Origin of the sequence: Streptomyces koelreuteriae (assembly GCF_018604545.1) — a bacterium.
Lineage (GTDB): Bacteria > Actinomycetota > Actinomycetes > Streptomycetales > Streptomycetaceae > Streptomyces > Streptomyces koelreuteriae.
Genome location: NZ_CP075896.1, coordinates 6,903,675 through 6,915,858 on the forward strand (window position 1 = coordinate 6,903,675; position 12,184 = coordinate 6,915,858).

Sequence of the window (12,184 nt, forward strand, 5' to 3'; positions counted from 1 at the left end):
CGCACACGCAACCGAGCGCCAGCGGTATCTGAGTGGCGCCCACGACCGAGGGTGCCGCCGGGCAAGGAGGGCCGCATGACCGTACGGCGAGTAATGGGCATCGAGACGGAGTACGGGATCTCCGTCCCCGGCCACCCCAACGCCAATGCCATGCTCACCTCGTCCCAGATCGTGAACGCCTACGCGGCTGCGATGCACCGGGCCCGCCGGGCTCGCTGGGACTTCGAGGAGGAGAACCCGCTGCGGGACGCGCGAGGCTTCGACCTCGCCCGCGAGGCCGCCGACTCCAGCCAGCTCACCGACGAGGACATCGGCCTGGCCAACGTGATCCTCACCAACGGTGCGCGGCTCTACGTCGACCACGCGCACCCCGAGTACAGCGCCCCCGAGGTGACCAACCCCCGGGACGCCGTCCTCTGGGACAAGGCCGGCGAGCGGATCATGGCCGAGGCCGCGGAGCGGGCCGCGCAGCTGCCCGGTGCCCAGCCGATCCATCTGTACAAGAACAACACCGACAACAAGGGCGCGTCCTACGGCACGCACGAGAACTATCTGATGAAGCGGGAGACCCCCTTCTCGGACATCGTGCGCCATCTGACGCCGTTCTTCGTCTCCCGTCAGGTCTTCACCGGGGCGGGCCGCGTCGGCATCGGCCAGGACGGGCACGAGCACGGCTTCCAGCTCAGTCAGCGGGCCGACTACTTCGAGGTGGAGGTCGGCCTCGAGACGACGCTCAAGCGCCCGATCATCAACACCCGCGACGAGCCGCACGCGGACGCCGAGAAGTACCGCCGCCTGCATGTGATCATCGGCGACGCGAACCTCTCGGAGATCTCGACCTATCTGAAACTGGGCACGACGGCTCTCGTCCTGTCGATGATCGAGGACGGTTTCATCGCGGTCGACCTCGCCGTCGACCAGCCCGTCCGCACCCTGCACCAGGTCTCGCACGACCCGTCGCTCAAGCGGCTGGTCACCCTCCGCAGCGGCAGGACGCTCACCGCGGTCCAGCTCCAGATGGAGTACTACGAGCTCGCCCGCAAGTACGTGGAGGAGCGGTTCGGGGCCGACGCGGACGACCAGACCAAGGACGTCCTGGCGCGGTGGGAGGACACCCTCACCCGTCTGGAGCACGACCCGATGAGTCTCGCCGGCGAGCTGGACTGGGTCGCCAAGCGGGAGCTCATGGAGGGCTACCGGCGCCGGGACAGCCTCGACTGGGACGCGGCGCGACTGCACCTGGTCGACCTCCAGTACGCCGACGTGCGGCCCGAGAAGGGCCTGTACAACCGTCTGGTGGCCCGCGGGCGCATGAAGCGGCTGCTGACCGAGGCGGACATCGAGCGGGCCCGTACGGCGCCGCCTGAGGACACCCGCGCGTACTTCCGCGGTCGCTGCCTGGAGCAGTACGCGGACGACGTCGCGGCGGCCTCCTGGGACTCGGTGATCTTCGATCTGCCGGGCCGCGACTCCCTGCAGCGGGTTCCAACCCTGGAACCGCTTCGCGGAACGCGTAATCACGTCAAGGAGCTCCTGGACCGCTGCCGCACGGCGGAAGACCTGGTCAGGGTCCTGTCCGGCGGATGATCGTGTTCAGTGGGTACTCGGGAGGAGGCGGCCGGACAGGGTGGAAAATCCCAGGTCCGGGAATCATCGAGGTGGTCCCCGTACGTTGGAGCAACTGCGGGGCCATTGTCAGACCCGGCGAGTAGGGTCTGATCTTGACCGAGCAACTGTGTCGGGCGAACCGAGCGGGGTGAGGGATATGGCGACCAAGGACACCGGCGGCGGACAGCAGAAGGCCACCCGGTCCACCGAGGAGGTCGAGGAGCAGGCGGCGGAGACGCAGGCTTCCGAGGACCTCAAGGAGCGTCAGGAGAAGCTGAGCGACGACGTGGACTCGGTCCTGGACGAGATCGACGACGTCCTCGAAGAGAACGCCGAGGACTTCGTGCGCTCCTTCGTTCAAAAGGGTGGCCAGTAAGGCGCCTTTGCCTTCATTCCGAAGGTGAGCGGGTCTGGGTGACGGACGGGCGGGGCGCGGAGCGCTGTGCGCGGGGCAGTGAGCGAGTGACGCCCTCGTGTGCGGCGCTCCGGGCGTCGGTGCCGTCCCGGGCCCGGGCGGCCTCCGCCGGTCGTGCGCGGCCGGCAAGTGCGGCGTCGATCCGGTGGAGTTGGTCCCGCCGGACATGTGGATCACCGCCGAAGGACGGGTAGGGTCCGAGGCATACCGTGCCCCCGGTCGCAACCGGACCGGGGTTGTTCCAAGGATCGGCCCGACGTCACAAGGCGGGCTGTCGCATACGTGGAGGGAATCGCGTGGAAGCCAACACTCGTAGCACCGGGCGTCTACCAGCTGCCTTCCTGACGCCGGGGTCCTCCTCCTTCATGGACTTCCTCTCCGAGCACCAGCCGGAGATCCTGCCCGGCAACCGGCAACTGCCTCCCACCCAGGGCGTGATCGAGGCACCGCACGGGACCACCATCGTCGCCGTGACGTTCCCCGGAGGCGTAGTGCTGGCCGGTGACCGCCGGGCGACCATGGGGAACGTCATCGCGCAGCGGGACATCGAGAAGGTCTTCCCGGCCGACGAGTACTCCGCGGTGGGCATCGCCGGCACGGCGGGTCTGGCCGTGGAGATGGTGAAGCTGTTCCAGCTGGAGCTGGAGCACTTCGAGAAGGTCGAGGGCGCGCAGCTCTCCCTCGAGGGCAAGGCGAACCGGCTGTCGACGATGATCCGCTCCAACCTCGGCATGGCCATGCAGGGCCTGGCCGTGGTGCCGCTGTTCGCGGGGTACGACACGGGCCGCGACAGTGGCCGGATCTTCTCGTACGACGTGACGGGCGGCCGCTCCGAGGAGACGAACTTCGCGGCCACCGGCTCGGGCTCGATCTTCGCGCGCGGCGCCATGAAGAAGCTCTTCCGTGACGACCTGACCGAGGAAGAGGCCACGACCCTCGTCGTCCAGGCCCTGTACGACGCGGCCGACGACGACTCGGCGACGGGCGGTCCCGATGTCGCCCGCCGGATCTACCCGATCGTCACCGTGATCACCGAGGACGGCTTCCGCCGGCTCACCGACGAGGAATCCTCCGAGATCGCCCGCTCGATCCTGGCGCGGCGTCTGGAGCAGCCGGACGGCCCGCGGGCCTCGCTGCTGTAGGCAGCGGCCGGTTCTTGTCAGCCGGTTCTTGTCAGGTGATCCAGTGACATCCACAGAAAGGGACGGATAACCGGTGTCGACGCCGTTCTATGTTTCACCTCAGCAGCAGATGGCCGACCGGGCGGAGTACGCCCGCAAGGGCATCGCCCGTGGCCGCAGCCTGGTCGTGCTGCAGTTCGCCGACGGCATCGTGTTCGTCGGCGAGAACCCGTCCCGTGCGCTGCACAAGTTCAGCGAGATCTACGACCGGATCGGTTTCGCGGCCGCCGGCAAGTACAACGAGTACGAGAACCTGCGGATCGGCGGGGTGCGGTACGCCGACCTGCGGGGGTACACCTACGACCGCGACGACGTCACGGCCCGTGGCCTGGCCAACGTCTACGCGCAGACCCTGGGCACGATCTTCTCCTCCGCCGGTGAGAAGCCGTACGAGGTGGAGCTGGTGGTCGCCGAGGTGGGGGAGACCCGGGAGGGCGACCAGCTCTACCGTCTCCCGCACGACGGCTCGATCGTGGACGAGCACGGCTCGGTCGCGGTGGGGGGCAACGCGGAGCAGATCAGCAGCTACCTGGACCAGCGCCACCAGGACGGTATGACGCTGGCCGAGGCCCTGAAGCTGGCGGTGCAGGCGCTGTCGCGCGACACCAACGGCACGGAGCGGGAGATTCCCGCGGAGCGGCTGGAGGTGGCGGTGCTGGACCGTACGCGGCCGCAGAAGCGCAAGTTCAAGCGGATCGGGGGGCGGCAGTTGGCTCGTCTCCTGGGCGCGGAGGGAGACGGCGGCGAGGAGGACTCGGCGTCCGAGGACGCCGAGTAGTTCGGTTCGATCGTTCGCGTCGCGCGTCCTGGTTGCTGGTGCGGCCGGGGCGCGCGGTGCGTGTGCCTGCGGCGCCTGTGCGGGTGCGGGTAGCGCCTATCGCCGGGTGGTGGGTCGGGGCCGCGCCGGGGGGTGTCCGTCCTCGGAACGGCGCGATGGGGTGAGAGACCAATTGACTGGCGTTGACGCGCCAACCGCTGCGGGCGGACACCCCCCGACACGTCCCCTTCCGTGGTCCGGCGCCTGCGGGTCCGCTCAGCTGCGGGCATGCGTGCCGCTAGGGGCGGCACGGGTGGGCGCAGCGGCACCTCGTCGCGCCGAGTTGCGCACCCACCCGGCACCAGCAGCGACGCCCAGGGGCTAGGGCAGGCCTGGTGGTGCTGTGGAGCCCCGTACGACCAGCGTCACCGGGATGTCACCGGCCTCGGGGGGACGGCCCTCCATGACGGCCAGCAGGGCCCGCATGCCCCGTTCTCCGAAGAGTTCCGCGTCCAGGCGGACCGTCGTCAGCTCCGGGTCGATCGCCGTGGCCAGGGCCAGATCGTCCAGGCCGGTGACCGAGACGTCGTCCGGGACGCGCAGGCCGAGGCGGCGGATCGCCTTGTACGCGCCGGCGGCCAGTTTGTCGTCGTCGCAGACCAGGGCGGTGGGGCGCGGACCGGGGAGTGAGAGGGCGGACTCCGTGGCGGTCACGGCGCCCTCGATGGAGATCGGTGCGCGGGCCGTGCGGATCGACGTACCGGGGACTTCGCGAAGCCGGCTCGCCAGTTCCCGGGCCCGAACCTCGAAGGTCCAGGACGGTACATCCGCCGCCAGATGGAGGAAGCGGCGGTGGCCGAGGGACAGCAGGTGTTCCGCGATCTGGCGGACACCGTCGGCGATGTCCAGATTCACGGTCGCCGCACCCAGGCTCCCCGCAGGGTCGCTGTCCAGCATCACCAGCGGCAGCTGGTCCCCGCGGATCGCGGTGAGCGCGTCGGCGGCCATGGAGGAGGCGATCACGCCGTCCAGGGCGGCCTGGGCGGAGGCGAAGGGGTCGCGGGCGGGGCCGACGCCCTCGGGGGAGGGGTAGAGGACCACGCCGAAACCGTGCTCGGCGGCGACGCGGGCGGCGCCCGTGTAGACGCCCGCGAAGAACTCCGTGGTGAGGGCCGGGACCACCAGGAGGACCGTGCGGGTGCGGCCCAGGCGCAGGTTGCGGGCGGCCAGGTTCGGGCGGTAGCCGAGGTCGCGGGCGGCCTCGCGGACCCGCTGCGCCGTCGTCTTCGAGACACGGCCGCGCCACTTGTCGCCCAGGACCAGGGAGACCGCCGCCTGGGAGACGCCGGCGGCCTGGGCGACGTCCCGGCTCGTGGGGCGGGTGCTGCCTCGTGCCACCGTCGGGCCGCTCCTTCGTCTGGACTGTCGAACAGCGGACATGGTACGTATGAATCGTTGACGTTATACGTAAAACCTAGGGCGGGGACATGGCTACGGGATACCTGGAGATCCTTCGGGCGCGGCATGCCGCCCGGCTGCTCGTCGGCACGCTCGTGGGCCGGCTGCCCAATGCCACCGGCGCCATCGCGATCCTGCTGTTCGTGCGGGCGGAAGGCGGTTCGTACAGCCTGGCGGGGGCGCTGGCGGGTATGTACGGCGTCGCCAACGCCGTGGGGCAGCCGGTGCTGGGCAGGCTCGTGGACCTGCGCGGGCAGCCGCGCGTGCAGTTGCCGGCGGCTGTGCTGTCGGGGCTCGCCATGGCCGTGTTCGCCTTCGCCGGGATCGGGTCGCTGCCGGTCGCCTATGCCGCCGTCGCGGGCGCGGGGCTCTTCACGCCGCCCCTGGAGGGCGGGCTGCGGGCCCTGTGGTCGTCGGTCCTCCGGAAGGAGGACCAGGTGCACACGGCGTACGCCATGGACGCCGTGGCCCAGGAGGTGATGTTCACCGTCGGGCCGCTGCTCGTGACGCTGTGCGTGTCCCTGTGGTCGGCCCAGGTCGCGCTGCTGGTGGTGAACGTGGTCGGGGTGCTGGGGGCGCTGTCCGTGGCAGTCTCGCCGCCCTCGCGTGCCTGGCGGTCGGCGCCGCGGGAGGCGCACTGGCTGGGCGCGCTGCGCTCGGCGGGGCTGCTGGCGCTGCTGGCGGCGTTCCTGTTCATCGGGATGGCGCTCGGATCCATCACCGTCGCCTCGGTGCCCTACGCCGACGCGCACGGCGGTGACGCCGTGTACGGCTGGATGATGGCGGCCCTGGGGTTCGGTGCGCTGGTCGGCGGCACCGTCTACGGGGCCCGGCAGTGGGCCGGTGAGCCCGCGCGGCGACTCCAGGTGCTGGTAGCCCTTCTGGTGGTGTGTTACCTGCCGCTGCTTCTGATGCCGGACGCGGTGCCCATGGTGGCGCTGACCGCGCTCGCCGGTGTCTTCCTCGCACCCGCCATCGCCTGCGCGTTCGTCCTGGTCGACCGTCATGCCCCGCGCGGCACGGTCACCGAGGCGTTCTCCTGGCTGGTGACCACGTTCACCGTGGGCCACTCGGTCGGAGCGGGCGTCGCGGGGCCCGTCGTGGAGACGGGCGGGGCCCTGTGGGGCTTCGCCGTGCCGGGTGTCGCGGGTGGCGTGTCCCTGCTGGTTTTGGCCGCCACAGGACGGGTACTCGCAGCTCCCGGCGGGGGAGGGGTTGTTGTGTCCGGTTCGGAAAATGATCCAAACCGTGCCCCCGAACCCCGTTTCAGTTCAGGGGATCGGGCGTAATGTTCCCTCATGGACCGCCGCATTTTCGGGCTGGAGAACGAGTACGGCGTCACGTGCACGTTCAGGGGACAGCGCCGCCTGTCTCCTGACGAGGTGGCGCGGTACCTCTTCCGCCGTGTCGTGTCATGGGGCCGCAGCAGCAATGTCTTTCTGCGAAACGGCGCCCGCCTCTATCTCGACGTGGGCTCACATCCGGAATACGCCACACCGGAATGTGACAACGTGACCGAACTGGTCACCCACGACAAAGCGGGCGAGCGCATTCTCGAAGGACTCCTGGTGGACGCCGAACGACGCCTGCACGAGGAGGGAATCGCGGGCGACGTCTACCTCTTCAAGAACAACACCGATTCGGCGGGCAACTCCTACGGCTGCCACGAGAACTATCTGGTCGCCCGGCACGGGGAGTTCTCCCGACTCGCGGACATTCTCATTCCGTTTCTCGTGACGAGGCAGCTGCTGTGCGGTGCCGGCAAGGTGCTGCAGACGCCGCGCGGGGCCGTCTACTGCGTCAGCCAGCGCGCCGAGCACATCTGGGAGGGCGTCTCCTCGGCGACGACCCGCTCCCGGCCGATCATCAACACGCGCGACGAGCCGCACGCGGACGCCGAGCGCTACCGTCGCCTGCACGTCATCGTGGGCGACTCCAACATGTCCGAGACGACCATGCTGCTCAAGGTCGGCGCCACCGACCTGGTGCTGCGCATGATCGAGGCGGGCACCGTGATGCGCGACCTGACCCTGGAGAACCCGATCCGGGCGATCCGCGAGGTCAGCCACGACATCACCGGCCGGCGCAAGGTGCGCCTGGCCAGCGGCCGCGAGGCCTCCGCCCTCGAGGTACAGCGCGAGTACTACGAGAAGGCCGTGGACTTCTGCGAGCGCCGCGGCATCCGCACCGGCACCGTCGAGCAGGTCCTGGAGCTCTGGGGCCGCACGCTGGACGCGATCGAGGCCGAGGACCTCGACCGTATCGGCACCGAGATCGACTGGGTCATGAAGTACAAGCTCATCGAGCGGTACCGCAGCAAGAACAACATGACCATGTCGCACCCGCGGGTCGCGCAGATAGACCTCGCCTACCACGACATCCACCGCCGTCGTGGCCTGTACTACCTGCTCGAGAAGAAGGGTCAGGCAGCACGGATCTGCAACGACTTGAAGATCTTCGAAGGCAAGTCGGTTCCGCCGCAGACCACTCGGGCCCGGCTGCGCGGCGACTTCATCAGGCGCGCCCAGGAACAGCGCCGTGACTTCACGGTCGACTGGGTTCACCTCAAGCTCAACGACCAGGCCCAGCGCACGGTCTTGTGCAAGGACCCGTTCCGTTCGGTGGACGACCGGGTGGAGAAGCTGATCGCCGGAATGTGAGGAATTGCTCCGGCGCGGAATTAGCCGGAACGCCACACGGGCGCCGTACGTTACAAGTACGGCGCCCTGCTCACGCCGTAGAGTTGCGCGCACGCCATCAACGAGATCGATCGATTACGAGGCCCCCACAGTGCGCCGACGCTCACTTCTCATCTCTGTACCCGCAGGACTGGCCACACTCGCCGCGTGCGGCGACGACAAGTCGGATTCGAGCAAGGCCAGCGACAGCCCTTCGCCCTCGCCCTCGGCATCGGCCCCGTCCTCGGCGCCGCCGCCGAAGATCGTGGACGGTCCGCTGCCGGCGGTGACCGCGGGCACCAAGTTCGACGAGAAGCCGACGATCGCCAAGGGCAGCGGAGAGCCGTCGAAGCAGCTCGCGGTGAAGACGCTGATCGCGGGCAGCGGCAAGAGCATCGCGGAGAACGACTTCGTCGTCGCGAACTACCTGGGCCAGGTCTGGAGCACCGCCAAGGTCTTCGACAACTCCTACGACCGCAAGACCCGCCTGGCCATCCAGCTCACCCAGGGCCAGATCATCGACGGCTGGCGGTACGCGCTGGCCGGCAAGAAGGCCGGCAGCCGCGTCGAGATGGCCGTCCCGCCCACCTGGGGCTACGGCTCGCAGGGCAACCCGCAGGCGGGCATCAAGGGCACCGACACGCTGGTCTTCGTCGTCGACGTGCTGGACACCTTCAACTCCAAGAGCTCCGCCGACGGCGAGAAGGTCGCCCAGGACAATGCGGACCTGCCCAAGGTCGGCACCAACACCGACGGCAAGGCCCCCTCCATCGAGGTGCCCAAGGCGACCGCCCCGAAGAAGCTCGTCGCGGAGTACATCCTGGAGGGTGACGGCGAGAAGGTCGCCGCCGACGACAGCGTCCTCGTGCAGTACAAGGGCGTGCTCTGGGACGGCGGCAAGGAGTTCGACTCCTCGTACGCCAACAAGCAGCTCGTGTCGTTCTCGCTCCAGCAGGTCGTCAAGGGCTGGGCGCAGGGCCTGACCGGCAAGAAGGTCGGCAGCCGGGTCCTCATCGTCATCCCGCCGGCCCTGGGCTACGGCGACAACCCGCCGCAGGGCAGCGGCATCAAGAAGGACTCCACGCTGGTCTTTTCGGTGGACATCCTCGCGAAGCTGTGACGTGCGGGGGATGTAAGACTGTGCGTGTTCGCCTTTTCGCAGACAAGCAGGAGCTACAGACGTGAGCATCGACAAGCCCGAGGTCGACTTCCCGGGCGGCGAGCCCCCGGCGGACCTCGAGATCAAGGACATCTGGGAGGGCGACGGCCCGGTCGCGCAGGCCGGCCAGACCGTCACCGTCCACTACGTCGGAGTCGCCTTCAGCACGGGCGAGGAGTTCGACGCCAGCTGGAACCGCGGCACCCCGTTCCGCTTCCCGCTGGGCGGCGGCCGGGTCATCCAGGGCTGGGACCAGGGCGTGCAGGGCATGAAGGTCGGCGGCCGCCGCCAGCTGACCGTCCCCGCGCACCTCGCGTACGGCAACCAGAGCCCGACTCCTCTGATCAAGCCCGGCGAGACGCTGATCTTCGTGGTCGACCTGCTCGGGGTCTGAGCAAGGTCCGTACAGACTCGATCACGTGGGGCCCATGCCTGTTCGGGCATGGGCCCTCGGCTTTGCCGGGCCACCGCGGGGCGGTACGGTCATCGTCGTCAAGCACCATAGGGAGGCGAAGGGCGCCGATGGCCATTGCCAAGGCAGAGCGGCTGATGAACCTGGCGCTGTGTCTGCTCGGGACGCGGCGGCCGCTCAGCAAGCGTGAGCTGCGCGATTCCATCGAGGCCTACGTCGAGGCCTTCGGACCGGGGAACGGCGCCGGCGGGTCCGAGGACTCCTTCAACCGCATGTTCGAGCGCGACAAGGACGACCTGCGCGAACTCGGACTGGTCATCGAGACCGTCGAGAGCCTCGAAGGCGAGATCGGCTACCTGGCCCGGCGCGACAGCAACCGCCTCCCGCCCATCACCCTGGACGCCGAGGAGGCCGCGGCCCTCGGGGTCGCCGCCAAGGTGTGGCAGCAGGCCCGGCTCGCCGGCGCGGCCAGCGGTGCCCTGCAGAAGCTGCGCGCGGCGGGCCTGCCCGAGGACGTCGACCCCTACGGGCCGCACGGCGCGCTGGAGCCGCGGATCCCCGTGCACGAGGCGGCGTTCGAGCCGCTGATGCTCGCCTGCCGGGACCGCCGCCCCGTCGTCTTCGACTACCGCAAGGCCACCGCCGCCCACCCCGAGCAGCGGCACGTGGAGCCGTGGGCGCTGGAGTGCTGGCGCGGCCACTGGTACCTCGCGGGCTGGGACCGCGACCGGGGCGCCGAGCGCGTCTTCCGGCTGTCCCGGATCACCGGCAAGGTCCGCTCACGCGGCGGCCGGTACACCGCCGACGTGCCGGACGTCGTCACCGTCCGTGAGACCGTGGCGAGCTGGGCCGGGGAGATCGCCGACCGCTCCGCCCGGATCCGGCTGCGCTCGGGCGCGGGTTACCCCCTTCGGGCGAAGGCCACCGCCGTACGGGAACTCGGGGACGGCTGGGACGAGTTGGAGATTCCGTACGGCCACGGGCTGGACGCCTGGCTGGTGGAGTTCGGGCCGGACGTGGTCGTCCTGGAGCCCGCGGAGCTGCGGGCCGACGTGGTGGACCGGCTGCGCGCCGTGGCCAAGGGCTGAGGGGGAGCGGAGCAGAACAGTGGCAGGTAAACCGGTCAGGCCCGTGAACGCCATCGACCAGACCCGGCGGATGCTCTCGCTGGTGACGTATCTGAAGGAGCGTCCCGGCGCCCGCGTCGAGGACGTCGCGCGCGCCTTCGGCATCACCGAGGACGAGCTGGTCTCCGACCTCGATGTGCTGCCCATGTGCGGCACCAGCTTCCGCGGCGGCGACCTGCTCGACATCGACACCGACGGCGAGCGCATCTGGTGGCACAACGCGGCCGCCCTGGCGGCGGAGGCCGCCGAGCCGCTCAGACTCGCCGCCGACGAGGCCACCGCCCTGCTCGTCGCCGCCCGGGCCGTGGCCACGCTGCCCGGACTGCGCGAGAGCGACCGCCAGGCGCTGCTGCGGGCGACGGCCAAGGTGGAGACCGCGGCCGGCGAGACCGCGGGCGCCAGCTCGCGCCTGTCGGTGACCTTCGAATCCGAGGGCGGGGTCTTCGCGGACGTCGACCGGGCGATCGCCGAGCGCCGCCGCCTGTGGATCCGCTACTACTCGCCCGCGCGCGACGAGGTCACCGAGCGGGAGATCGACCCCATCCGCCTGGTCAGCGTCGGACACACCTACGTCGAGGCCTGGTGCCGGCGCTCGGAGGCGCGCCGTACGTTCCGGCTCGACCGGGTCGCCGAGATCAAGATCCTGGACGAGCCGTCGGCACCGCCGGAGATCGAGCTGCGGGACCTGTCGGAGGCCCTGGTGCAGCCCGCGGCCGAGGACCCGGAGGTCGTGGTCGAGGTCGGACCCGGCGGCCGCTGGGTCGCCGAGTACTACCCGCACGACAGCGCGGACGACCTGCCCGACGGCGGCCTGCGGATCACCCTGCGCACGCCCGACCCGACATCGCTCCGCCGCCTGGCACTGCGGCTCGGCCGGGACGGCCGCATCGTCTCGCCCCCCGAGCTCGCCGACAGCGCCCGCGAAGCGGCCCGCGAAGCACTGGCGGCTTACGACGGCATCGAGACGGCCGGGGCGTCCGGCGGGGTGCAGCCGGCCGAGGCCGGTGAGCCGCGCGGCATGAGCGCGGCACGCCCCGTTCCGGACGGGCCGGACGGCGGACGCGAGTGACGCGCGGGTGCCCGCGGCGTGGACGGCCGAGTGCGGCCGCCCTCGGCATCGGCTGCGGTGCCGGGGCGGGGACCTGGCCGAGATCGGCGGTGAGCCGGGGGCGTCGGCGGCCGCGTGCTGTCGCCCCTGACATGGGCCGTGGTGCTGGGGCACGGGCCGGGCTGAGATCGGTGGTGAGCCGGGGTTGTCGGCGGCTGGGTGTGGCCCCCTCGGCATCGGCTGCGGTGCCGGGGTGCGGGCCTGGCCGATGTCTGTGGTGAGGCGGGCTGGTCGGATGTCAGCCGGGCGGAGCGTAGGCGGGTCAGCCGGGTGGACCGTAG

General features: G+C 70.4%; 12 protein-coding genes. 11 read left to right on the forward strand and 1 reads right to left on the reverse strand.

Annotated elements, in window-relative coordinates:
* Positions 1-75 precede the first annotated feature (75 nt).
* From dop to prcA, 5 genes are all read left to right on the forward strand, one after another.
* Positions 76-1,587: a depupylase/deamidase Dop gene (gene dop, locus KJK29_RS31100; RefSeq protein ID WP_370869169.1), complete on the forward strand. Its 1,512-nt coding sequence runs from the start codon at positions 76-78 to the stop codon at positions 1,585-1,587.
* A gap of 178 nt (positions 1,588-1,765) precedes the next feature.
* Positions 1,766-1,984, forward strand: a complete 219-nt coding sequence (locus KJK29_RS31105; RefSeq protein ID WP_019757212.1) for a ubiquitin-like protein Pup — start codon at positions 1,766-1,768, stop codon at positions 1,982-1,984.
* Positions 1,985-2,152: 168 nt separating this feature from the next.
* Positions 2,153-2,368 carry an endonuclease domain-containing protein gene (locus KJK29_RS39450; RefSeq protein ID WP_370869170.1) on the forward strand — a complete coding sequence of 72 codons (216 nt, stop codon included), beginning with the start codon at positions 2,153-2,155 and terminating at the stop codon, positions 2,366-2,368.
* Positions 2,320-3,165: a proteasome subunit beta gene (gene prcB, locus KJK29_RS31110; protein WP_215122497.1), complete on the forward strand. Its 846-nt coding sequence runs from the start codon at positions 2,320-2,322 to the stop codon at positions 3,163-3,165. The genes KJK29_RS39450 and prcB overlap by 49 nt, the downstream gene beginning before the upstream one ends.
* Positions 3,166-3,238: 73 nt before the next feature.
* On the forward strand, positions 3,239-3,982 hold the full coding sequence (gene prcA, locus KJK29_RS31115) for a proteasome subunit alpha (RefSeq protein WP_215122498.1): 744 nt from the start codon (positions 3,239-3,241) through the stop codon (positions 3,980-3,982).
* A 360-nt stretch (positions 3,983-4,342) separates the two neighbouring features.
* Here prcA and KJK29_RS31120 read toward each other — a convergent pair whose 3' ends face one another.
* On the reverse strand, positions 4,343-5,359 hold the full coding sequence (locus tag KJK29_RS31120; protein WP_215122499.1) for a LacI family DNA-binding transcriptional regulator: 1,017 nt from the start codon (positions 5,357-5,359) through the stop codon (positions 4,343-4,345).
* Positions 5,360-5,448: 89 nt separating this feature from the next.
* Between KJK29_RS31120 and KJK29_RS31125 the strand changes: the two genes are divergently transcribed.
* From KJK29_RS31125 to KJK29_RS31150, 6 genes are all read left to right on the forward strand, one after another.
* On the forward strand, positions 5,449-6,708 hold the full coding sequence (locus tag KJK29_RS31125; RefSeq protein WP_215122500.1) for an MFS transporter: 1,260 nt from the start codon (positions 5,449-5,451) through the stop codon (positions 6,706-6,708).
* A gap of 9 nt (positions 6,709-6,717) precedes the next feature.
* Positions 6,718-8,079, forward strand: coding sequence for a Pup--protein ligase (pafA, locus tag KJK29_RS31130; RefSeq protein ID WP_184597419.1), 1,362 nt, complete (start codon positions 6,718-6,720; stop codon positions 8,077-8,079).
* A 130-nt stretch (positions 8,080-8,209) separates the two neighbouring features.
* On the forward strand, positions 8,210-9,217 hold the full coding sequence (locus KJK29_RS31135; protein WP_215122501.1) for an FKBP-type peptidyl-prolyl cis-trans isomerase: 1,008 nt from the start codon (positions 8,210-8,212) through the stop codon (positions 9,215-9,217).
* Between the two features lie 61 nt (positions 9,218-9,278).
* Complete coding sequence (locus KJK29_RS31140; protein ID WP_189726573.1) at positions 9,279-9,650, forward strand: FKBP-type peptidyl-prolyl cis-trans isomerase; 372 nt, start codon at positions 9,279-9,281, stop codon at positions 9,648-9,650.
* 128 nt (positions 9,651-9,778) lie between these two features.
* Positions 9,779-10,756, forward strand: coding sequence for a helix-turn-helix transcriptional regulator (locus tag KJK29_RS31145; RefSeq protein WP_215122502.1), 978 nt, complete (start codon positions 9,779-9,781; stop codon positions 10,754-10,756).
* Between the two features lie 19 nt (positions 10,757-10,775).
* A complete protein-coding gene (locus tag KJK29_RS31150) occupies positions 10,776-11,864 on the forward strand; it encodes a helix-turn-helix transcriptional regulator (RefSeq protein WP_251057982.1) in 1,089 nt (362 codons plus the stop codon).
* The last annotated feature ends 320 nt before the right edge of the window (positions 11,865-12,184 follow it).

Bases quoted from the DNA above. Each gene is read 5' to 3' on its own strand.
- dop (WP_370869169.1), top strand. From the start codon at position 76: ATGACCGTACGGCGAGTAATGGGCATCGAGACGGAGTACGGGATCTCC.
- KJK29_RS31105 (WP_019757212.1), top strand. From the start codon at position 1,766: ATGGCGACCAAGGACACCGGCGGCGGACAGCAGAAGGCCACCCGGTCC.
- KJK29_RS31125 (WP_215122500.1), top strand. From the start codon at position 5,449: ATGGCTACGGGATACCTGGAGATCCTTCGGGCGCGGCATGCCGCCCGG.
- pafA (WP_184597419.1), top strand. From the start codon at position 6,718: ATGGACCGCCGCATTTTCGGGCTGGAGAACGAGTACGGCGTCACGTGC.
- KJK29_RS31145 (WP_215122502.1), top strand. From the start codon at position 9,779: ATGGCCATTGCCAAGGCAGAGCGGCTGATGAACCTGGCGCTGTGTCTG.